The sequence below is a fragment of the Kitasatospora sp. NPDC028055 genome, from assembly GCF_040637885.1.
Classification (GTDB): Bacteria; Actinomycetota; Actinomycetes; order Streptomycetales; family Streptomycetaceae; genus Kitasatospora.
Genome location: NZ_JBEZXE010000061.1, coordinates 23,167 through 44,854, shown reverse-complemented (window position 1 = coordinate 44,854; position 21,688 = coordinate 23,167). Strand labels below are relative to the sequence as shown.

The 21,688-nt window shown below is 71.0% G+C and carries 16 protein-coding genes; 6 read left to right on the top strand and 10 right to left on the bottom strand.

Features of this window, described 5'->3' with window-relative positions; translation table 11 throughout:
* Positions 1-126 precede the first annotated feature (126 nt).
* The 6 genes from AB0F71_RS35745 to AB0F71_RS35720 all read right to left on the bottom strand — a co-directional run bounded on the left by AB0F71_RS35745 (position 127) and on the right by AB0F71_RS35720 (position 6,691).
* Positions 127-1,416 carry a 6-phospho-beta-glucosidase gene (locus AB0F71_RS35745; RefSeq protein WP_360243984.1) on the bottom strand — a complete coding sequence of 430 codons (1,290 nt, stop codon included), beginning with the start codon at positions 1,414-1,416 and terminating at the stop codon, positions 127-129.
* Positions 1,416-2,315, bottom strand: a complete 900-nt coding sequence (locus tag AB0F71_RS35740; protein WP_360243981.1) for a carbohydrate ABC transporter permease — start codon at positions 2,313-2,315, stop codon at positions 1,416-1,418. The genes AB0F71_RS35745 and AB0F71_RS35740 overlap by 1 nt, the downstream gene beginning before the upstream one ends.
* A gap of 21 nt (positions 2,316-2,336) precedes the next feature.
* The gene (locus AB0F71_RS35735; protein ID WP_360243978.1) at positions 2,337-3,335 is read right to left on the bottom strand and encodes a sugar ABC transporter permease; all 999 of its coding nucleotides are present in this window, start codon (positions 3,333-3,335) and stop codon (positions 2,337-2,339) included.
* A 24-nt stretch (positions 3,336-3,359) separates the two neighbouring features.
* A complete protein-coding gene (locus AB0F71_RS35730; RefSeq protein ID WP_360243975.1) occupies positions 3,360-4,715 on the bottom strand; it encodes an ABC transporter substrate-binding protein in 1,356 nt (451 codons plus the stop codon).
* A 104-nt stretch (positions 4,716-4,819) separates the two neighbouring features.
* Positions 4,820-6,010 (bottom strand): ROK family transcriptional regulator, encoded by a 1,191-nt coding sequence (locus AB0F71_RS35725; protein WP_360243972.1) that lies wholly within the window; start codon positions 6,008-6,010, stop codon positions 4,820-4,822.
* 327 nt (positions 6,011-6,337) lie between these two features.
* Positions 6,338-6,691, bottom strand: coding sequence for a hypothetical protein (locus tag AB0F71_RS35720; protein WP_360243969.1), 354 nt, complete (start codon positions 6,689-6,691; stop codon positions 6,338-6,340).
* 188 nt (positions 6,692-6,879) lie between these two features.
* Between AB0F71_RS35720 and AB0F71_RS35715 the strand changes: the two genes are divergently transcribed.
* Both AB0F71_RS35715 and AB0F71_RS35710 read left to right on the top strand, forming a co-directional pair.
* Positions 6,880-7,731, top strand: coding sequence for a helix-turn-helix transcriptional regulator (locus AB0F71_RS35715; RefSeq protein WP_360243967.1), 852 nt, complete (start codon positions 6,880-6,882; stop codon positions 7,729-7,731).
* 13 nt (positions 7,732-7,744) lie between these two features.
* Complete coding sequence (locus AB0F71_RS35710) at positions 7,745-7,942, top strand: DUF397 domain-containing protein (protein WP_360243964.1); 198 nt, start codon at positions 7,745-7,747, stop codon at positions 7,940-7,942.
* Positions 7,943-7,978: 36 nt separating this feature from the next.
* Here AB0F71_RS35710 and AB0F71_RS35705 read toward each other — a convergent pair whose 3' ends face one another.
* Positions 7,979-8,761 (bottom strand): GNAT family N-acetyltransferase, encoded by a 783-nt coding sequence (locus tag AB0F71_RS35705; RefSeq protein WP_360243961.1) that lies wholly within the window; start codon positions 8,759-8,761, stop codon positions 7,979-7,981.
* A 15-nt stretch (positions 8,762-8,776) separates the two neighbouring features.
* On the opposite strand from AB0F71_RS35705, the gene AB0F71_RS35700 reads away from it, so the two are divergent.
* Positions 8,777-9,982: a tetratricopeptide repeat protein gene (locus AB0F71_RS35700; protein WP_360243958.1), complete on the top strand. Its 1,206-nt coding sequence runs from the start codon at positions 8,777-8,779 to the stop codon at positions 9,980-9,982.
* Between the two features lie 22 nt (positions 9,983-10,004).
* Here the strand turns inward: AB0F71_RS35700 and AB0F71_RS35695 are convergent, their stop codons facing one another.
* A complete protein-coding gene (locus AB0F71_RS35695) occupies positions 10,005-11,159 on the bottom strand; it encodes a mechanosensitive ion channel family protein (protein ID WP_360243955.1) in 1,155 nt (384 codons plus the stop codon).
* A 581-nt stretch (positions 11,160-11,740) separates the two neighbouring features.
* On the opposite strand from AB0F71_RS35695, the gene AB0F71_RS35690 reads away from it, so the two are divergent.
* Positions 11,741-12,382, top strand: a complete 642-nt coding sequence (locus AB0F71_RS35690) for an HNH endonuclease (RefSeq protein WP_360243952.1) — start codon at positions 11,741-11,743, stop codon at positions 12,380-12,382.
* A 142-nt stretch (positions 12,383-12,524) separates the two neighbouring features.
* On the opposite strand, the gene AB0F71_RS35685 is transcribed toward AB0F71_RS35690, so the two are convergent.
* Complete coding sequence (locus AB0F71_RS35685) at positions 12,525-16,457, bottom strand: beta-N-acetylglucosaminidase domain-containing protein (RefSeq protein ID WP_360243949.1); 3,933 nt, start codon at positions 16,455-16,457, stop codon at positions 12,525-12,527.
* A 193-nt stretch (positions 16,458-16,650) separates the two neighbouring features.
* Positions 16,651-18,078, bottom strand: coding sequence for a ricin-type beta-trefoil lectin domain protein (locus AB0F71_RS35680; RefSeq protein ID WP_360243946.1), 1,428 nt, complete (start codon positions 18,076-18,078; stop codon positions 16,651-16,653).
* Here AB0F71_RS35680 and AB0F71_RS35675 point away from each other — a divergent pair.
* Together AB0F71_RS35675 and AB0F71_RS35670 are read left to right on the top strand one after the other, a co-directional pair.
* A complete protein-coding gene (locus AB0F71_RS35675) occupies positions 18,068-20,155 on the top strand; it encodes an RHS repeat-associated core domain-containing protein (protein ID WP_360243943.1) in 2,088 nt (695 codons plus the stop codon). The two genes, AB0F71_RS35680 and AB0F71_RS35675, sit on opposite strands and share 11 nt — an antisense overlap.
* A complete protein-coding gene (locus AB0F71_RS35670; RefSeq protein ID WP_360243940.1) occupies positions 20,142-21,173 on the top strand; it encodes a DUF3710 domain-containing protein in 1,032 nt (343 codons plus the stop codon). The genes AB0F71_RS35675 and AB0F71_RS35670 overlap by 14 nt, the downstream gene beginning before the upstream one ends.
* Positions 21,174-21,688 lie beyond the last annotated feature (515 nt).

The window sequence follows — 21,688 nt, the reverse complement described above, 5'->3', positions numbered from 1 at the left end:
ACCTCGCCGCGTTGTCGTCGGTCGCCAATGCGCTGCATTGGGCTCCCTCCTCCGCCTTGCGATGCACGCACCCCAACGCCGCCCCGCCCGCCCTCCGGGCGAACGACGGGAGTTCGAAGACAGGCCTCAGGCCCAGGAGAGGTGCTCGCGGTTGTGGGCGAGCAGCCGGTCCGTGAGCCGGTCGGCGAGTTCGATCTGGCCGACCAGCGGGTGGGCGAGCAGGGCGTCGAAGGCCCGGTCGCGGCCGCCGCGCAGGGCGGCGTCGAGGGCGAGGTGCTCGTACGAGGTGACGGCGGCGATCAGCCCGGCGAACAGCGGCTCGACCGGTCGCTGCGGCAGCGGCCGCACGCCGCGGGCGTCCACCTCGGCGGGCACCTCGATGACGGCGTCGTCCGGCAGGAACGGCAGCACGCCGTCGTTACGGGTGTTGACGACCTGGACGGAGGTCCCGCCGCCGGTGCCGAGCAGGGCGGCGATCAGCTGGACGGCGGCCTCCGAGTAGAAGGCCCCGCCGCGCTGCCCGAGCAGCTCCGGCTTGGTGTCGAGGGCCGGGTCGGCGTACAGCTCCAGCAACTGCCGTTCGATCTCGGCGACCTGGGCGGCCCGTGAGCCCTGCGCCCTGAGCTCCTCGACCACCGCGTCGTGCTGGTAGAAGTAGCGCAGGTAGTAGGAGGGCACCACGCCGAGCCGCTGCACGAAGGCCTGCGGCAGGTGCAGGTCCTCGGCGATCTCCTTGCCGAAGTCCCGCAGCAGCTCCGGCAGCACCTCGCGGCCGCCGGCGGCGCCCGGGCCGTCCAGCAGGGTGACCCCGCGCTCCCAGGTGAGGTGGTTGAGCCCGACGTGGTCCAGCCGGACCAGCTCCGGGTCCACCCCCAGGTGCCCGGCGAACTTGCGCTGGAAGCCGATGGCGACGTTGCACAGCCCGACGGCCTTGTGCCCGGCGCTCTGCAGGGCCCGGGTGACGATGCCGACCGGGTTGGTGAAGTCGACGATCCAGGCGTCCGGGTTGGCCCGGCGGACCTGCTCGGCGATGTCCAGGACGACCGGCACGGTGCGCAGCGCCTTGGCCAGCCCGCCCGCGCCGGTGGTCTCCTGGCCGACGCAGCCGCACTCCAGCGGCCAGGTCTCGTCCCGGTTCCGCGCGGCCTGGCCGCCGACCCGCAGCTGCAGCAGGACGGCGTCGGCGTCGGCGACGCCTGCCGTCAGGTCGGTGGTGACGGTGACGGTGGCGGAGTGCCCCTGCTTGGCGAAGATCCGCCGGGCCAGCCCGCCGATCAGCTCCAGCCGCTCGGCGGCCGGGTCGATCAGGACCAGTTCGCCGATCGGCAGGGTGTCGCGCAGCCGGGCGAAGCCGTCGATCAGCTCCGGGGTGTACGTCGACCCGCCGCCGACGATTGCCAACTTGAGTGCGGACATCAGCCCTTGACCCCTGTCAGTGTCACGCCTTCGATGAAGGCCTTCTGTGCGAAGAAGAAGAGGACGATCACCGGCGCCATCACCAGCAGGGTGGCGGCCATGGTGAGGTTCCAGTTGGTGTGGTGGGCGGCCTTGAACGACTCCAGGCCGTAACTGAGCGTCCAGGCGTCGTGGTTGTTGCTGGCGTAGATCTGCGGGCCGAAGTAGTCGTTCCAGCAGTAGAAGAACTGGAACAGGGCGACGGCGGCGATGGCCGGTTTGGCCATCGGCAGCACGACGCGCAGCAGGGTGCGCAGGTCGCCGCAGCCGTCGATCCGGGCGGCCTCCAGGTACTCCTTGGGGATGGTCAGCAGGAACTGGCGCAGCAGGAAGATGGAGAAGGCGTCGCCGAAGGCCATCGGGATGATCAGCGGCCAGAGCGAGCCGCCCAGGCCCAGCTGCTTGGCCCAGAACAGGTACATCGGGATGACGGTGACCTGCGGCGGCAGCATCATCATCGCGATGACGGCCATCAGGGCCAGGTTGCGGCCGCGGAAGCGGAACTTGGCGAGCGCGTAGGCGACCGGCAGGCTGGAGACGACGGTCAGCAGGGTGCCGGCGCCGGCGTACACCAGGGTGTTGCGCCACCAGGTGAGGAAGCCGGGGGTGTTCCAGACCTTGGCGTAGTTGCCCCAGTTCCAGGAGGTGGGCCAGTAGTCGGTGGTGAGCGCCTGCTGGTCGTTCATCACCGAGGTGAGGAGGACGAAGACGAAGGGCAGCAGGAAGAACAGTGCGGCGGCGATCGCCAGCGAGTGCACGGCGACCCAGTTGAGCAGGGCGCGGCGCCGGGCGGCCCGGGCCGCGGCGGTGCCCGCGGCGCTGCGGGTGGTCGGCTTGGTCAGGGTGGAGCTGAGAGTCATGTCGGAGTCCTCATCCGTCCGCTAGTCGTCGCTCGCCATGAAGCCGGACCGGCGGCGGAGCAGGACCGAGGTGACGGCCATCGAGATGGCGAACAGCACCAGGGCGACGACGCAGGCCGCGCCGTAGTTGAAGCGCTGGAAGCCGAGGTTGTAGACCATCTGCGGCAGGGTCCAGGTGGAGCCCTGGGGGAACCCGGGCTCGAACTGCTGGCCGGAGTTGCCGGCGATGCCGCTGGCGACCTTCCCGGCGACGTACGCCTGGGTGTAGTACTGCATGGTCTGGATGACCCCGGTGACCACCGCGAACATGATGATCGGGGAGATGTTCGGCAGCGTGACGTACCGGAACCGCTGGAACGGGCCGGCGCCGTCCAGTTCGGCCGCCTCGTACTGCTCCTTGGGGACGTCCAGCAGCGAGGCCATGAAGATGACCATCAGGTCGCCGATGCCCCACATGGCGAGCAGGGTGAGCGCGGGCTTGGACCAGTTCGGGTCGGCGAACCAGCCGGGCTGCGGCAGGCCGAGTTCGCCGAGCAGGTGGTTGAGCGGGCCGGTGCCGGGGTTGAGCAGGAAGGCGAAGGCCACGGTGGCGGCCACCGGCGGGGCCAGGTACGGCAGGTAGAAGGCGGTGCGGAAGAAGCCGGCGCCGGTCTTCACCTTGGTGATCAGCATGCCGATGCCGAGGCCGAAGGCGACCCGCAGGGTGACCATCACCAGCACGAGCCACAGGGTGTTGCGCAGGCCCTGCCAGAAGGTCGGCAGCTGGTTGAGGACGTAGTCCCAGTTCTTGAGGCCGTTGAAGGTCGGCGTGCCGAAGCCGTTGTACTGGGTGAAGGAGAAGTAGGCGGTGGAGACGAGCGGGTAGACGAAGAAGACGCTGAACCCGATCAGCCAGGGGGAGAGGAAGGCCAGGGTGCGGGCCGCCTCCCGGCGGCGCTTCCGGCGCAGCAGGTGCTGCGTGGAGGGCGCCGCCGGGTCGGCCGTCCCGGCCCCCTTGCGGGTGCCGAACGCGAGTGACATGGGGAGCTCCGTGGACCGTTCCCGTTACTTCGCCTGGGCGATGTCGGTGTCGATCTGCTTGGCGGTGGCGGCGAGGCCCGCCTTGAGGTCGGTCTGCTTGCCGGACTCGTAGTCGTAGCCCAGGTTCTGCAGCGAGACGATGTAGCCACCGCCGTTGACGCTGGCCGGGGTGGTGCCCGAGTTGGGGTTCTTGGCGACGTCCAGGAAGGTCTTGAAGTTCGGGTCGCTGACCAGCTTCGGCGAGTTCAGCGCGTCGAAGGTGCTCGGCACGTTGTGGATCGCGTTGGCGAAGTTGACCACGGCGTCGGTGTCGGTGGTCAGGAACTTCACGAACTCCCAGGCCGCGGCCTGCTTCCTGCTGGTGCTGGCGATGCCGACGATGGTGCCGGTCTGGTAGCCGCGGCCGTAGGTGTCGGCCTGGTCGTCCGGCACCGGGAAGGGCGCGGTGGCCCAGTCGAAGTCGGGCTTGTTCTCGGCGAGCGAGGCGGTCCGCCACTCACCGTCGATGGCCATCGCGACCTGGCCGGTGTGGAAGGGGTTCTTGGCGCTGAACTCCTCGCCGAAGGTGGCGCGGTACCGGTCCAGCTTGGTGTAGCCGCCGAGCTGGTCGACCATGCCCTTCTGCCAGTCGAGCATCGCGGCGACCTTGGGGTCGGCGGCGAGGTTCGACTTGCCGTCGGCGCCGAAGTAGGTGGCGCCGTACTGGCCGAGGAAGTGCTCGGTGGTGGACTCGTAGCCGTGGTACAGCGGCATGAAGCCGAGCTGCTTGTACGAGTCGCCGTCGGCGATCGTCAGCGCCTTGGCGTCGGCGGCGAACTCGCTGAAGGTCTTCGGCGGGGCGGAGATGCCGGCCGCGGCGAAGGCCTTCTTGTTGTAGTACAGGCCGTACGCGTCGCCGAGCAGCGGCAGCGAGCACTGGTTGCCCTGGAACTGGGTGTAGTTGAGCATCGCGGCCGGGAAGGTCTTGGCCGCGTCGATGCCGCTCTTCTGCAGCTGGGGCTTGAGGTCGACGAACGCCTTGGTCGAGCAGAACATGCCGACGTTGTTGGTGGTGAAGGAGGACACCACGTCCGGCGCGTCGTCCCCGCCGGCCCGCAGGGCCTGGCTGACCTTGTCGTCCGCGACGTTGCCGACCGGCTTGACGTGGATGTTGGGGTGGGCCTTCTCGAAGGCGGCGATGGTGTCGTTGATCGCCTTCACCTCGTTGTCCTGGCTCCAGCCGTGCCAGAAGGTGATGGTGACGTCCTTGCCGCTGGCGGAGTCGTCGGTGCCGCCGGACTCGCTGGAACCGGTGCAGGCGGAGGCGAGCAGGGCCAGGACGGCGCTGCCGGCGACGGCGGCGACGGTGCGGCGGCCTCTGCGGGAGGTGGTGGCGTGCACTTCGAGGTCCTCCTGGGGGTGCGCGGGCAGGCGTCATTGCCTCTGGGCCCGCGTAGGGGTTGGGGGAGAGGTGGGTGCAGGGCGTCTCAGGGAGCGGGGGAGCGCTAGTGGGTGGAGAAGACCGCCTCACGGGCGTCCGTGAGGGCGCGTTGCAGGGCGCCGAGCAGGACGGGCGAGCCGGACAGGGCACTGCTGCGGATCTCCGGCCGGGCGGGGCAGACCCGGGCCAGTTCGTCCTCGACGAGCGCGCGCAGGCGTTCGCCGCCCGCGCTCGGCACCGCGCCGGAGAGGACCACCAGCTGGGGGTCGACCACGGCGACGATCACGGACAGCCCGACGGCGAGCCGCCCGGCCAGTTCGGTGAGGAAGGCGTCGCCGGCACCCGGGGTCTCCAGGGCCTTGGCGACCGACTCCTCGGCGGTGGGCGCGCCGAGTCCGTGCTCGCGGGCCAGGGTCCGGACGGCGACCGCCCCGACCTGGTCCTGGAAGCCGCCGAACTTGCGGCGGCGGGCGTCCCACTCGACCGGTGAGCCGGGCACCGGCATGTAGCCGACCTCCCCGGCGCCGCCGGTGAAGCCGCGGTGCAGCCGTCCGGCGATCACGACCGCGGCGCCGACCCCCGACTCGGCCCAGAGCAGGACGAAGTCCTCGAAGCCGGCTGCCGCGCCGGAGGCCTGCTCGGCGACCGCGGCCAGGTTCACGTCGTTCTCGATCGACACCGGCGCACCGATCGCCCCGGTCAGCTCCTCGACCAGCCGGGGCGAGTGCCAGCCGGGCAGGTGGGAGGCGTAGCGCAGCTTGCCGGTGACCGGGTCGGGGGCGCCGCCGACACCGATCGCGACGGTGCGCAGGCACCCCTCGGGCAGCCCGGCGGCCCGCACCGCCTCGGCGACGGCGGCCGCCACTCTCGGCACGGTCTCGGCGGCCGGGACGCCTCTGGTCGACACGGTGTGCTCGGCCAGCGTGCCGCCGGTGATATCGGCGATCGCGACCCTGATCCCACTGTTGGTGACGTCCAGCCCGGCGACGTACCCGGCGGCCGGATTTACCTGGTACAGCTGGGCGTTGGGCCCCGGCCCACCCTCGGTGGTCCCGACCGGCACTACCAGCCCGGCCGCCTCCAGCCGGGCCAGCAGCTGCGAGGCGGTCGGCTTGGACAACCCGGTCAACGCGCCGATCTGGGTCCGGGACAACGGCCCGTTCTCCAGCAGCAGTTCCAGCGCGGCCCGGTCGTTGATGGCCCGCAGGAGGCTCGGAGTGCCGGCGAGGGGCGCCTTGGCAGTGCTCTTGGTCATGCCCGGAATCCTCCCCTCCCGACCGATCGACGTGAACTGTTAGGAAACTTTCCAGTCGCTTGGCACAGGACCGTACGGTCCCCGTCAGCGGAGTGTCAATGCCCCCTACCCCCTCGGATGCCGAAGCGTTACCGGTCGGCCCGCACGAAAGACGGGCGCGGCGACCTCCTCAGATGAGGAGGTCGCCGCCCCAAGGCCCAGCAGGCCACGTCCTGACGCCCGTCGCCGCTTCGGCACGGCCGAAGCGGCGACGGCATTTCCGAACCCTGTCCCTTGCGGCCCACTCGCGCCCGCTCCTCCTCGACAGGCGCGAGAGGAGGCCGGAGGTCAGGCGGCTTCGGCCCGGTCCAAACCGGCTGCGCCCGGTTGCGCGAGCCAGACCAGCTGCGAGGTGATCCCCGGTCGCCCGGCGAAGTGGCGCAAGGCTCGTTCGGGAGACGCGAGGGTCATCCGCGCCCGCCCGTCGATGCCGATCACGTGTGTCGGCCCGTCTCGGTCGACGAGCCCCCAGGCCACGACCCACCCGTCGGCATCTGCGAGGCCCGATCCGCACACCTGGACGACGGCGAACAGCCGGGGTGCGGTGTCGAGCACGAGCTCGCACAGCTCCTGGTCGAAGGTCGGGCCAGCCACCAGCCCAGGCGTGACCGGGTAGGGGTTTTGCGAGGGCGTAGCGGTCATGGAAGTCTCCTACGTAAACGGGAGTTGGACGCCGCGCTGCCGACACCACGGGTAGCGATCGTCCCTGACGCAGGATCAAAAGTAGCCAGTCGGTAGTATGTAGTCCACTGCATCTGAGGAATCCATATCACCGCCACTCCAATGGGTGACGGTACCGACGATGGCGATCGAGAGTGAGGAGGCAGCGAGTGCCGCCCAGCAAGATTCCGCCGAGCATCCGGCAGCGGCGACTCGGCGCGGAGCTGCGTCGGCTGCGCGAGCAAGCAGGGCTGTCGGTCACACGAGCCGGGGAATTGCATGGCACCCCGCAGTCCCGGATCAGCAACATCGAGTCCGGGGGATACCCGGTGAGCGCGGACCGGGTACGGGCCCTGGCGCGTCTTTACGGCTGCGCGGACGAAGCCCTGATCGACGCCCTGGCCCGCATGACCGGTGGCCGCACGCGGGGCTGGTGGGAGGAGTACCGCGAGATCCTTCCGGCCGGAGCGCTCGACCTGGCCGAACTCGAACACCACGCACAGTCGATGCGGATCGCCTCAGCTATTCACATCCCCGGACTTCTTCAGACCCCGGAACACGCTCGCGCGCTCTTCCGGGATGTTGTCCCCTCCTTCTCGCCGCCGGAAGTGGAACACCTCGTCTCCCACCGCATCAAACGGCAGGCGGTGCTCTACGGCCAGCAGCCGATCCCGCTGTCGGCCGTTGTTCACGAGGCTGCCTTGCGAATGGGCTTCGGCGGTCCGAAGGTTTCCCGGGAGCAGCTGGAATGCCTGCTGACTGCCAGCGAGCAACCTCACATCGACCTGAGGGTGATCCCGTTCGGTACCGGCAGCTACCCGAGCTCCGGCGCCGGGATCGTGTACTTCAACGCCGAGGTCGCGCGATTGGACAGTGTTCAGGTGGACGGAGACAGGTCCGAGTTCATCGACACCGAGCCGCAGTTGATCAAATATCGAGCTGTGATGGACCGGTTGGAGATGAGCGCGCTCAAGCCTGACGCATCCCGCGACCTCATCCGCCGTATCGCCCAGAGCATCTGAGACAGGACCGAGCATGGCCGTTCACAACTGGCAGAAGTCCTCATTCAGCGGCGACGCCGCCAACTGCATATACGTTGCAGCAACCGCCGACCGCGCCATCAAGGTCCGCGAGAGCGACGACCCCGACACTGTCCTCACCACCACGCCCGACGCACTCCACGTCCTCCTGCGCGGCATCAAGGAAGGCGAGTTCGACCACCTGACAACGTAGTAGGGCGGGTGCATCGGTCCGGAGCCGAGTAGCGGGCTATCGGACCATGTAGCGGTACACCGGGGCCCCTTCCCAGGCCGGGGGCTTGGCGCCCAGGTCCCGGTAGCCGATGGCTTCGTACATCCTCATCGCAGCCTCCGCTTCGGGCCGGACCGCATGCGTCACACGCTCCACCCGGGCCCCTTCGAGTACGGCTGCGTGCAGTTCCCGGCCCAACCCCCGCCGGCGCTGCTCCGGAGCCACGGCGATCTCCCGGATCACGAACGTCCGGCTTCCGTCTTCGCGGGTGAAGCTCTCGTCCACGTCGAGGCCGTTCCACCAACGGCTGTCCGGCTGGAGCAGGACACCGAAGGCGAACCCGACCAACGCACCACCTGAGCGCGCCAGCACCAGTCGGAAGCCGGGCATGGTCCGGAACGCCTCGTATCCCTCCAGGAACCCCGCCAGGTCGCGGGGCCCCTCCAGGTAGGGCGGTTCCGCGAACACCCGCTCGTACAGCGGCGTGATCTCGTCCAGCACCCGGGCAGCGGCATCCGGATCCGTGAAGGTCTCGAGGACGGGTGTCTGCACGATTCTCCCCCCGAACTGTGCCGCGACGACCTCACGCCCGACGAGCGCCTGAGCTTCCGGAGCGCCTACGACGAGGGGCTGCCGGCCGTCCGCTACCTCATGCGCGAACTCGAACTCCTGCGTGAGCACTTCTCCCCGCACGGGGTGGAGCTGTTGGCCGACCTGCGCGACCAGACCGACCAGCTGTAGTGCCACGCTGAGCAGAGCCGAACGACGGAGGGTCACGTGCTTGATCACCTCATCACTCACGACGACAGCCTGCGGATGGTCCCCACCGACCGGAACGAGTTGACCACCGCGGTCGGCCAACTCCAGGAGGAACTGCGGGCCTTGCCCGAGGGGAGCGACCCCGCGCGTGCTCGGCTCCTGACCAGGTGGATCGGCATGGGCCAGATGTGCCTGGGCAACCACGAGGAGGCCCGTGCGTTCCTCCGGCAGTCGCTCGACCTGGCCGCGGCGATGGGCAACACCCGGGCCGTCGTCGCCACCGGTCTCAACCTCGCCGACGCGCACCGCTACGCCGGTGACGTGCAGACTGCGGACGCGCTCTACCGCAGCGCCCTGAACACCGCGCGGAGCCGACACCCGGAACTCGTTGACTTCGCGCTCCAGCACACCGGCAAGCACCTCATGGAGCGCGGCGACCTCGCGGGCGCCCGCACCTATCTCCAGGAGGCGCTGCGCCTGCGGCTCGCCAAGGAGGACGCCGAGCTGGTCGAGTCCACGCAGGCCGCACTCGCCCGGGTCGAGCTGCTGACCGGCCAGGCCGCACCATCAGCTGCAGGCAGCGCGGTGCCGCGCCAGTGGAGCGGCCAGTGGACCTCATGGCTCCAGTCCCGCACCACGGCGCGGACGCCGGCCCGATGGGCAGAGGATTTCCCCAACCTCCGGGACGCTGTGCGCGGGCTCACCGCACACCAGCGCGTTCACCCGAGCCTCCTGCGTGATCAGTCGTTCCCCGCTGAGCTGATCGCCGCCATGGCGGCGGAGGCCGATAAGGCCGTCGCCGCTGACGGATACCTCCACAACGGCAAGTGGAACGCGCCCGTCGGCGACGCCGCGAACCGCTTCGCCGCACAGGTCGATCTCGCCGCAGTCGTAGCACGCTCCACCGGCCTGGACGTCGAGCAGTCGCACACCGGCGTTTACATCGCCTACCTGGAGGAGGGGGAATTCCTCGACTTCCACATCGACGAGTTCGGCTTCGGCGAAGCCAACCTGATCCTCTGCCTCGAGCACGAACGCCCCATCGGCCGGTCCGGGGTCAGCACCACCGTCTTCATCACCGCCGACGGCTACCTCGAATGCGATCTCGCCGCAGGTGACTGTGTCGTATTCGACGGCGCGCTCACGCCGCACGGCCGGACGCCGCTCAGTCCCGGAGAGAGCGTCACCCTCATCAGCTTCGGCTTCCGCGCGCGTGATCAGGCCCTGCGCACGCTCACGAACCTCCCGCCGGTCCCTCGGTAGGGCGAGCGCCCCCGCCGGACCGCTACGGCTTGGTCAGGTCGTCCGTCGGTGGCTTCGGGAGGGGGATGGGCTCCGTGGCGCGGTAGCGGGGGGAGGTGGGGTCGGAGAGGGCGGAGGGCGGGGCGGGCTCCGCGGCGGTGATCGAGACGCCGGTGGCGACCGCGGCGGCCTCCTCCTTGACCTTGATCCCGGCCAGGTCGAAGGCCGTCTTGAGCCGCTGGCGCAGCGCCCGGGAGACCAGCGGCGCCTTGCCCGGCGCCGTGCGGGCCTCGATCCGGACCACCACCGAGTCGGCCGCCACCGACTCCACGCCGAGGATCGAGACCGGCGCCCAGATCAGTTCGTCGTACGGGGCCTCCTTGGACAGCCCCTCGGCGGTCTCCTGGATCAGGTCCTCGACCCGCTGCAGGTCCTCCTTGTACCCGACCTGCACGTCCACCGAGGCGGTCGCCCAGCCCTGGCTCATGTTGGCGATCCGCTTCACCTCGCCGTTGCGGATGTACCAGATCTCGCCGTTGGCCCCGCGCAGCTTGGTCACCCGCAGGCCGACCTCCAGCACGGTGCCGGTGGCCACCCCGGTGTCGATCTCGTCGCCGACGCCGTACTGGTCCTCCATGATCATGAAGACCCCGGACAGGAAGTCCGTGACCAGGTTGCGGGCGCCGAAACCGATCGCCACACCGGCCACACCGGCGCTCGCCAGCAGCGGCGCCAGGTTCATCCCGAGCGCGGAGAGCACCATCAGCGCGGCCGTGCCCAGAATGGTGAAGGAGGCCAGGCTGCGCAGCACCGAGCCGATCGCCTCCGAGCGCTGCTGCCTCCGCTCCGGGTTGACCACCCCGTGGTTGGCCAGCAGCCCGCCGAGCCGGCTCTCCTCCCGGTGCTGGTCGTGGCTGCGCGCCATCCGTGCTATCAGCTGGGTGATCAGCTTGTTCACCATGGCCCGCAGCACCAGGGCCAGCACGATGATGAGGACGATCCGCAGGCCCCCGGCCAGCCAGCCCTGCCAGTGGGTGTCGAACCAGCTGGCCGCCTGCTTGGTGGTGTCGGTGACCTCCTGCGCGCTGGTGGGAATGCGCAGGTCCGGCAGCTGCGGCGTGGTGGCGGAGGGGGCCGGCGTCGGGGTGGAGAGCGTCGAGGACGCGTCGGTCGGACCGGTGGCGCCGGAGCGGAACACGTGCGGGACCTTCCTTGCAGGGGGCGTGACCCGGTCCCGCGCCGCACGAGCGGCCCGCGGACCGTGCGCGCCAGCCTATCGGGCACCGAACACCAGCCCGGACACACCGACGGGCGCGCGGCCCGCCCCGGACGCCCCGTCAACGCCCCGGTGCGCTCCCTCCGGGCACCGCCCCGGCACCCTCCCGCCGCCACCCCCGACCACCCCCGCACCACCGGCCCCACCTCCCCGCACCACCCCGCACCACCGGCCCCACCTCCCCCGAACGGCCGCGCCCCGCCCGCCGTACGGCCCCCGGGGTTGCTCCGAGCGGCCGAGCCGCACTCCCCCCGGCGGTCCGCCCGCCCCGCCGCGCCCCGCCCCGGCAGCGCCGGGGTGCAAGTGGACCTTCCCCCGGGCATACCGGGTACTACGGGGTATGACGGAGACCACACCCGGAGTTCACGTCAGGTCCGTTACACAGGAGTGGTGGCGCCGTACGAAGGCGTAAGGCGACACTGGGGGAGATCACGCACTCGTTGCGCGATCCAACCGCTCGTCCCGGCGCGAGCCACGCGCCGCAGGCGTCCAAGGAGGCATCCGTGCCGCATGTCCTGGTCCTCAACGCGTCCTACGAGCCACTCGGCGTCGTATCGATGCGCCGCGCACTCATCCTGGTCCTCAACCACAAGGCGGTCAGCCTGGAGGACTCGGGAGTCACTCTGCACAGCGCCACCAGCGCCCTTCCGGCGCCGTCCGTCGTCCGCCTGACCCGCTTCGTACGGGTCCCGTTCTGCGGGCCCGTCCCGCTCACCCGCCGGGCGCTGTTCGCCCGGGACCACGGCCGCTGCGTCTACTGCGGGGCCGCCGCAACCAGCGTCGACCACGTCATCCCGCGCAGCCGGGGCGGCCAGCACCGGTGGGACAACGTGGTGGCGGCCTGCCGCCGCTGCAACCACACCAAGGCCGACCGCCACCTGACCGAGCTCGGCTGGCGGATGAAACGCCCACCGGCACCGCCCAGCGGCCTCGCCTGGCGGATCATCGGCACCGGGATCAAGGACCCGCGCTGGCGGCCCTACCTGGAGCCGTACGGCGGCGGTGACCAGCTGCGCGCCCCCCAGTGGGGCGAGTACGAGCACCACGACCATACGGAGACCCACTCCGTCCCGATCGGCCGGGCGCACGTCGCCCACCCCGCCCCCGCCCGCCGCGGCGAGCAGCCCGAACCGCTCTCCGCCTGACCCCCGCACCACAAGGGCCCGCCCGTCACACCGTCGGTACGCGCCTCATGGGCCGCCGCGCCCCCCGCGAAGGGGAGCCCGGCGGCCCGCCGCGTTCACTGCCTGGAGGCGCCGCGGGGGTCCCCGGCTGCGCCCCGGGCGGTCACTGCTTGGGCGGCACCGCCGGCGTCCCCGGCTGCGCCCCGGGCTGGCCCGCCGGGGCCACCGGCGCGGTCGGCGGCTGCGGCGGAGCGGCCGGCGCCGTGACGGCGTACAGCTCGATCCCGTACAGCGAGTAGCCGAACTTGGTGGCCCGCGCCACGCCCTGCATCCGGACGTACCGGACGTTCGAGGCGTCGAAGCGCACCGTCTCGTCCCCGCCCTTGCCGTTGTCGACCGTCGCGGCGTCCGTCCAGCTGCTGCCGTCCGCGGAGACCTGGATCTTGTACGAGGAGGCGTACGCGGACTGCCAGTGCAGCACCGCCGCGCCCAGGTGGACGGCCTGCGGCAGTGCCAGCTGCACCCAGGCGTCGTCCTTGGCCGGCGAGGACCAGCGGGTCTTCGGGTCGCCGTCGGCGACCGCCGAGGCCGGGAAGTTCGGCGTCTCGTCGCCCGAGGAGGAGGCCTGGGAGCCGGGCGCCAGGTCCGGCCCGCCGGTCGGCGGCACCACGTGGACCTGCAGCACCTGCTTCACGGTGGTGCCGCCCGCCACGTAGGACACCGGCACCTGGTACGTCCCGGAGGGCGTGCCCGGTGCGGCGGTGACCAGCAGCGGCACGCCCACCCGGCCGCCGCGCGGCACGGTGACCGGGCCGGCCGGGGTGACGGAGAGCCCCTTGGCGGCGGCCGGCACCTCGACCCGCAGGTCGCCGGTGGTGCCCTCGGGGCGGCCGGCCTCCACGGTGGCCTGGGTCCTGGCGGGCGCGGCGGCGCCGGTGACCACGTCCAGGGCCGGGTCGGCGAGGCTCAGCCGGGCCGCCGGGGTGTCCGCGTACCAGGGGATGACCTGGTTGACCACCGGCGGGTCGCCGCCGGGCTTCCAGGTGATCCGGAACGCGTCGGCGACCTGCCCGCCGGCCGCCAGCTCGTTGTAGCCGGGCTGGACGACGCCGATGTCCGTCCAGCTGCCGTCGGCGCGGCGCACCGCGACGGTGGCGGAGGCGTGCACGTTGGGGTCCGTGAGGACGGTCAGCCGGTCCAGCGGGCGGGCCGCGCCGAGCTCGACGGTGAGCGGCTCGTCCTGCGCGGTGGGCGGCTTGGCGGCGCGGTACGCGGTGTCCGGGTTGCCGTCCAGGACGGCGGCGGCCGAGGAGCCGGGCAGCGCGGCGGGGCCGCCGGTGACGTTGGCCGGGGACTCGTCGGGAGCGGTGACGGTGAACTCGCGCACCGCGACGGCGGTCTTCTGGGCGGAGGTGGCCCGCAGCCGCACCGCCCGCACCACGGTGCCGGGCGGCAGCTGGGCGCTGACCGTCTTCTGGTTCTTCACCACGGCGAGCTGCTGCCAGCCGCCCGCGCCGGTGCTGTACTCCAGCACGCCGTCGCGGATGTAGTCGTCCACGGCGGTCCGGGCGTCGGGCCCGTTGCCCCAGCCGCCCATCAGCACGGTGACGCCGCTGATCGGCCGTCCGGCGCCGAGGTCGACGCCGACGGAGTCGCCGGGCTGCGGGGGAGCGGAGCTCCAGTAGAAGGTGTCGGCCTGGCCGTCGGTCATCAGCGCGGGCAGGTGGTCCTGCGCGGTGCCCATGCTGGTGGTGGGGGTGACCCCGCCGCTGACCACGCCGGACCAGTTGTCGGCGGCGCGCACGGCCCGGTCCAGGAAGGGCGCGAGCACCCCCGCGCCGATGGTCGCCGGGGCCTGGGCGAGCTGGGCACGCAGCCGGTTGAGCTGCACCCGGGCCTTCCAGGCGGCCGCGCCGTCGCCGCCGTGCTGGGCCAGCAGCATGTCGAGGGCGGCCTGCCCGGCCAGCCCGTAGTCGCGCAGCGGGCCGAGCCAGGGGCCGGCCTCGGCGGCCAGCTGGGCGGTGGCGTCGGTGCCGGCCAGGGTCTGCTGGGCGCCGGCCATGGCGGCGAAGGCGTCCCGCAGCGGGCCCGCGGCCGCTATCAGCTTGGCGAGGTCCGGGGCGGCGCCGGAGGTGGGTTCGGCGTTGGCCCAGAACTGGTCGAGCAGCGGCTGGAGGTAGCCGGACTCCTGCTTGGACAGCGGGGAGGAGGTGCTGTTGCCGGCCAGCGCCCGGACGGCGGCCAGGGCCGAGCCGGCGGGGGTGGCGTTGGCGCCGGTCGGCCCGGCCAGCGAGCGCACGGCCGCCTGCCAGGAGTCCTCGGGCTTGTAGCCGGTCGGGTTCCAGGCGAAGTCGCCGGCCGTGGCGAGGGCTATCCGGGAGGCCACCGGCTGCTGCATGGCGCCGGTCAGCAGCACCGCGGAGCGGGTCGCCACCTCGGGCTCGCGGCCGGTGTAGGCGCCGAGGAAGAGCCGGTCCGGGCTGGCGTCGTTGACCGGGTAGTTGTCCATGGTGACCAGCGGGTGCCCGTACAGGCTGCCGGTGTCGGAGGCCTGGGCGCCGGTGATCTTCTCCGGGATCGCCCCGCCGCCGCTCCAGGCGACCTGCACGCCGCCGGGCAGCGCGTCGGCCAGGGCCTTGCGGTAGGGCGTGGAGCCCTGCTTGTGGTACTCGGTGGGGACGATCGACAGCGGCGCCAGCCCGGGGTTCCTGGCGATCAGCCGGTCCTGGACCTTCCTGACCAGCGCGGCCTGCGCCTTGGCGGCGGCGGCCGGGCCACGGCCGTACTCGTCCTGGTCGTCGTCGCAGTGCCACTCGTCGTAGCTGACGTCCAGGAACTGGAGCTGGAACGCGGTGAAGCCGAGCTTGCGCAGCCCGTCCAGCTTGGCGACCAGGGCGTCGACGTCCTTGCCCGAACTGAAGCAGAGGGACTGCCCGGGGTCGATCGCGTAGCCGAGGGTGACGTGGTTCTGCCGGGCCCGGTCGCCGAGTTCGCGCAGCTCGGACTGCTGGTTGGCGGGGTAGGGGTCGCGCCAGCGGCTGAGCCGGAACGGGTCGTCGCCCGGGGCGTAGAGGTAGAAGTTCTGCTTGGAGCGGCCCAGGAAGTCCACCTGGTCGAGCCGCTGCTGGGCGGTCCACGGAGTGCCGTAGAAGGCCTCCGCGGTGCCGCGCACCGGCGCGCCGCTGGGCCAGTCCCGCAGGGTGATGCCGGGCAGGCCGAGTCCGGCCGCGCCCGGGCCCTGGCCCTGACCGGCCGGTACGGCGGCGAGCAGCTGGCGCAGGCTCTGCGCGGCGTAGAAGGTGCCGGTCGCGTCGGCGCCCGCGAGCACCACCGCGCCGTACGTGCCGCCGCCCTGGGCGGGCAGCTGGCCGACGGACAGCACGTAGCCGCCGGGCGGCATGCCCGCGGTGGACGGCGCGGCGCCGTCCTTGCCGCCGGCCGCGGCCGCGAGCTGGCGCAGCGTCCGGTCGGTCTCGCCCTCGGCGCCCTCGGCGGGCCCGCCGATGTACACCACCAGCGAGCCGGCGGCGGGGGTGCCGCCGTCGGCCTGCGGGGTCAGCGCGGTGGCCCCGGCGACGGTCATCACCTCACGGACGGCGTCCACCGCGCCCCGGTCCACCTTGGGCGCGGTCACCAGCGTCACGGCGCTCGGCACGGTGACGGCCCGTCCGGCCACGGTCTGCTCCTGCGGGCGCGGGAACACCTGGGGGTCCGTCACGCTGCCCAGCGGCGTCTGGGGCGCGCTGCTCACCACGTCCGGCCCGGGGGCCGCCGCGTACGCCACCGAGGGCATCGGCCCGGCCAGCAGCCCGCCGACCACCGCCGCGGTCACCACCCCGGCCGCGATCTGCATGGTCCGCCGCCCCGGCCGCCCGGCCGCGCGCTCCGCCCGCACCGACGCCAGCAGCGGCTCCGTCCCCTTGAGATCGGCGATCAGCCGGTCTGCGGTCCGCGGCACCAGCTGACGGCACGTCCGCGCCGTCGCCCGCCGGGCCGCCAGCGCCGTCGGATGGTCCAGCACCTCGCGCAGCACCGGACTCTGCTCCAACTGCTGACGCAGCCGCCGCCCGGCCACCACGGACACACGGGCTTGCACAGGGGCCTCCTCGCCAGGCCTGGACCACAATGCGAGCAACCCCACCAGCTACCCGAACCGGTGTCAACGTCACCGACTGGTATGACTGCTTTGCCCGGATTCATCCGCCTGTCGGCCCTGCCCCTGACAACAAACCGGGCCCGTCCCGCCAGGTGGCGGAACGGGCCCGAGGTGCGGCGATCAGGACACGGAGTCAGGAACGCGGGGGCGCGGGCAGCACCGCCGTCCGCAGGTTCGGGACGGACCACTGGTGGTTGGGCCCGAGCTGGTCGAGCTGGCAGTCCCAGAGCCCGAGCCGGGTGCCGTTGTCCGTGCGCCCGTTAGGGAGGTCGAGGCAGCGGCCGGACGCCGGGTGGTACAGCACCTCGTTCGCGAGCGGGATCCACTTCTGCGCCGCGGTGCCGTCACAGGTGCGGTACTCCATCGGCGTGCCGTTGCCCGTACCGGCGTTCGCCGGGGCCATGCACCCGTTCATGACCCGGACGGTGCCGTCACCGCCCAGCGAGAACTGCTGGGCGGTGCTGCCGTTGCAGTCGTACAGCTGGATCGCCGACCCGCTGGCGGCCACACCGCCGTTGAGGTCGACGCACTTGTTCGCGTCGACGCGCGAGCGGATGACACTCGCGGCGCCCGGCGCGGTGGGCGCCACCGCGAACGGGTAGGCCGCGGTGCTGCTGATGCTCCCGTCGAAGCTGTCCGTCGGCTTGGACTGGTACTTGTACCGGCCCAGCACGAACGGCCCCGAGGGCGGCGGGCTGGTGCTCGCCCGGTGGTAGCCGGTCGTGGCGAGCACGCCGTCCACGTACAGCGACATGGCGCCGGTGTCCGCGTTGTAGGAGGCGGTGAGCCGGGTCCACACGCCGGGCCGGAAGTAGGCGGAGGCGTTCCGGGTGTCCGTGTAGTCGTACGACCAGCTGTCGTCGTCACTGACCGACAGGGCGAAGGCCCAGAAGCCGTACTTGGCGTCGGCGTACAGGATGAAGTTGCTGCTGTGCACGGCGTCCTGGCTGGCGACGATGCCGCCCTTCGGGCCGGTCCTGGCCCAGGTGGAGACCGTGAAGCTCTTGCGGGCGTCCACCACCGGGCGCGACATCGTGACGGTCGAGCCGGCTCCGGGGCTGAAAGCGCCCACGGTGGCGGCGCGGCCGTCCACGGTGTCCTGGACCCAACTCACGCCCACGGCCGTGCCGTCGGCCTTCTTCTGGCCGTCCTTGACGGTGTTGCCGCCGTCGGGCGCGGCCAGCCAGTTGCCGATCGGGCGGTTGAGGTTGCCGAGCACGACCGGCGTGGTCTCCAGACCGGTCACGGTCGGGCCGCTGTTGACGTCCGCCGCCTTGGTGCCGACGCCGGCCCAGGCGACCAACTGGTTGTTGGTGTCGACGGCCCAGAGGTCCGGGACGCCGTCACCCGTCACGTCGCCGTTGGAGCCGACCTTCGGGTACAGCTTGGCGTCGACGCCGTTGGCCAGCCAGCCCTTGGTGGGTTCGGAGAACGCGGAGGCGTCAACCGCACGCCCATCACCCTGCCCGCGGTGTCCTTCCAGCCGCAGCAGATCGCCAACCGCGTGGCGGGCAAGATCGTCCGCCCGGACGGGCGGTCCGCACGCGCTGATGAAGTCCACCCGGACCGCCCCGGCCGGCACCGGGGTGACCTCGTACACCTACGACGCGGCCGGCAACACCACCGCGATCACGGACACCCCGGGCACCAGGACGCTGACCTGGAATGCCCAGGGCAAGCTCGACCAGATCACCGGCACCGGCGAGAACGGTGCCACCAGCTACCTGTACGACGTGTCGGGCAACCAGCTGATCCGCTGCGACGCCGGCAAGACCACGCTCAACCTGGGCGCGGACCAGATCACCCTGGACACCAACTCCGGAGTGGTCACCAACGTCCGCAGCTACCCGGCCTCCAACGGTCTGTCCATCACCCGTACCACCAGCAGTGGATCGTCGACGCTCGCCTACCAGAGCGCGGACCCGCACGGCACCAACGGCGTCCAGTTCGACGCGGGGACCCTCGCCCACGTCCGCCGTCCCACCGACCCGTTCGGCAACGACCGCGGCACCCAGCCCGCGGCAGGCGTCTGGGCCGGCGACAAGGGCTTCGTCGGCGGCACCAAGGAGAAGGCCACCGGCTTCACCCTCCTCGGCGCCCGCGAGTACGACCCCAAGACGGGCCGCTTCATCAGCCCCGACCCCATCACCGACCCCGGCGATCCGCAGCAGTGGAATGCCTACGCGTACGCCAACAACAGCCCCATCAACAAGTCCGACGCCAACGGCCTGCGCGTCGACTGCAACCAGGAAACGGAGTGCACCGGCTGGTACGGGGACTCCAACGGCAACCTCACCGACATCGACCACGTCGCCCCGAAGCGGAAGCTCCCCACGGCACCGCCCACCCCGGCGGAGCAGCACGCGAAGGACGCCCTCGACGATGCGAACAAGATCGTCAACGAGAACAAGCGCAAGCGCGATGAACTCGTGCACAAGGTGGTCGACATCGTCGGCGACCTGATCGGCTTCAACGACGCCCGCGACTGCTTCACCAAGGGCGACGTGATGGCCTGCATCAACACCGCCCTCAACACCCTGCCCTGGGGCAAGATCTTCAAGGCCATCAAGGTCGGCATCCAGGCCCTGAAGATCTACAAGGAGATCAACAGGATCTACGACGCCATCAGGGGCGGCGAACGCGCAGCGAAGGAAGCCGAAGCCGCCTATGTCACCGCCAAGACCGCCGCATCGGAGGCCCGAGCGGCCGAAGCGGCGGCAGCCAAGGCGGCCGAAGGAAAAGCAGCAAAAGAATCAGCGGCCGACGCGGCAAGCACCGAAGCCAAACCAGCCAAGGCCGAGGCGGATTCATCCCCGACTCCCGACAAGTGCAACAGCTTCCCGGCAGCGACCATGGTCCTGATGGCGGACGGCACCACGAAGGCCATCGGTGAAGTCCACGACGGTGACGTCGTCATGGCAACGGACCCCCAGACCGGCGAAACCCGTCCGGAAGCCGTCACCGCCACCATCACCACCCCCGACGACAAGGACTTCACCGACCTCACCCTCACCGACGACGCCAACCCCCGCGGCCCGCCGGCCGCCGACCAGTCGAAGATCACCTCCACCCACCACCACCCCTACTGGAGCGAGACCCGCAACCAGTGGGTCGACGCCGGCGACCTCACCCCGGGCGAACAGCTCCGCCAGCCCGACGGCACCACCCGGACCATCAAGTCCGTCCGCAACTACGCCTACGCCATCACCACCCACAACCTCACCGTCAGCCTGCTCCACACGTACTATGTGCAAGCAGGCGCCACCGCGGTCCTCGTGCATAACTGCGGGAACGGCGAGGAAGCGACCGCGGTCACCAAGGGTGCGGGTCGGGCGTCGTTGGACCCTGGTGAGCTACCCGACTTCGTGGCACCCGATTCGGGCGGCTACGCCCGTCCGGCGGGCACGAAGTTGACCGATGCGCAGGGGACGACCCGCCGAGCCAGCCAAGCGGTCGCAGACGAGGCGCAGACTCGCTCGTCGACGGTATCCAGGGCGCCTAGCAATGTCGAGCAGGTGCTCAACTCAACGCCTCACGGCGGCGCCGCTGCGGACGTCGCATCAGCAACAATCGCTGCGGGCATTACCCTTCACCGAGGGCTGAAGTTGATTAAGGGGTGGCGGAATGGGCGACGTTAGTATCGCCGCGAGGCTGATTCTTGAGGAGTTCGGCCGTAGTGGCACCTTGTCCGACGCGGCCGTGGCTCGGGCTGGATGGGAGGAACGACCGGAACGCGTCACGCCGGCGTTGGTACTGGTGTTCGCTGCCAAGATCCTGGTGCAACTTCGGGAAGAGGACGGTGAGACGTTTCCGGTCGACGCGCCTGCCGTGACGTCGCAGGGCCTCGGGGCGGACGACGTGGCGACGATGATCTCCGCACTGACAGGCGATCTGCACGCCGTCGAGGCCGGACGGCTGACCGGGCTGTTCTCGTTGCTGGGCATCGTCGCGGTCCTCGTGGCATTGACGGACGCGGAGAACATCCGAGGAGAGGATCTTGACCGTTTGATGGGGGCCGCGGAGGAAATCGCTAGCGACTTCGTGCGAATGGAGGATCCGTTTAGGCTGGTTGAGCGGGGTGTGGAGATCGGCCCTTGGGACGCGAGCGAGACCGGCTGGCAGGGTATTGACCTCATCGACCTCGGTGGCCTCAGGATCCCCCGAGAGCCGGGTCTCAAGATCCAGCTGAACGAGGGCAGAGGGTCCTCGGACCTGTTGGAAGCTGTTGTCCTCCGGGGGGCGACGGGAGTACAGCTCCAGGCCTTCCACGCGAGCCAGGATAGTGGGTGGGCCAGGGCTCGCGAGATCCTCGCGCAGCGGGTTCGCGGCCTGGGGGGTGAGGTCCGAGAGTGGGCCGGGCGCGCCGGCATCGAACTCAGGTGCGATGTCCCGGTGCAGCAGGACAGGGGTTTCCGGCGACTGCAGACCATCCGAATGCTCGGGTGTGACGGCCCGGGCTGGCTGCTGAGAGCGACTGTGACTGGCGAGGCGGCCACCTCGGGGAGCCACGACGACTGGGTCTACTCATACGTCGAGCGCGTCGTCGTGGTTCCCTTGTTCCAGTGCGCTATGTCCCTCCCGCTGTCGGCGACCGATTTCGGCTCCGGACGCCCCTGGGAGGATGGTCAGCCCATTCGGTTGCGCATGCCTGGCTGATATGCTGGCGGATGTTGTCGCGTCAGCTGGCTTGGGTGACTGGGGTGAGTTCGTGTCCCTGACCCCCTCCGAGGCTGCCATCACGCGGACATGGGTGATGGCAGCCCGGACGGCGTCGCTGAGCACCGTCACGTCGGCAGACGAGGATGGGGCTTCTCGGCAGGGGCCATCAGCCGATAGCTGACCCGAATACGCAAGATGGAATCTACGCTCGGGTACTGGCGAGTTGCGTGGTATAGCGGATGGGCATGGCAACGCACTTTGGCCGATCGATTAGCTACTCACGCATGGCGCCGGCGGGCAAGGCTCCGAGTCTGGGGACTGACCCACCAGCCGACGTGTCAGGGGACCCGGGCGGCAGCATACGATGCCGAGTAGGTCGTCCGCCTGCGGATGGAGGCAGCTCCAGAAGACGGGCAAGCAACTGGAAGTCGAGCGGCCGTCTGACCAAAGAACTTGAGAGGCGAGGCCAGGGCAGACCGCGGGCGCCCGTACATGCGGCGGACGGGTCGATG

What these genes read in the sequence shown, in the direction of transcription:
- AB0F71_RS35700 (WP_360243958.1), top strand. Translation starts at nt 8,777, where the DNA reads ATGGTCCCCACCGACCGGAACGAGTTGACCACCGCGGTCGGCCAACTC.
- AB0F71_RS35710 (WP_360243964.1), top strand. Translation starts at nt 7,745, where the DNA reads ATGGCCGTTCACAACTGGCAGAAGTCCTCATTCAGCGGCGACGCCGCC.
- AB0F71_RS35720 (WP_360243969.1), bottom strand. Translation starts at nt 6,691, where the DNA reads ATGACCGCTACGCCCTCGCAAAACCCCTACCCGGTCACGCCTGGGCTG.
- AB0F71_RS35740 (WP_360243981.1), bottom strand. Translation starts at nt 2,315, where the DNA reads ATGACTCTCAGCTCCACCCTGACCAAGCCGACCACCCGCAGCGCCGCG.
- AB0F71_RS35670 (WP_360243940.1), top strand. Translation starts at nt 20,142, where the DNA reads ATGGGCGACGTTAGTATCGCCGCGAGGCTGATTCTTGAGGAGTTCGGC.
- AB0F71_RS35735 (WP_360243978.1), bottom strand. Translation starts at nt 3,335, where the DNA reads ATGTCACTCGCGTTCGGCACCCGCAAGGGGGCCGGGACGGCCGACCCG.
- AB0F71_RS35675 (WP_360243943.1), top strand. Translation starts at nt 18,068, where the DNA reads ATGAAGTCCACCCGGACCGCCCCGGCCGGCACCGGGGTGACCTCGTAC.
- AB0F71_RS35725 (WP_360243972.1), bottom strand. Translation starts at nt 6,010, where the DNA reads ATGACCAAGAGCACTGCCAAGGCGCCCCTCGCCGGCACTCCGAGCCTC.
- AB0F71_RS35745 (WP_360243984.1), bottom strand. Translation starts at nt 1,416, where the DNA reads ATGTCCGCACTCAAGTTGGCAATCGTCGGCGGCGGGTCGACGTACACC.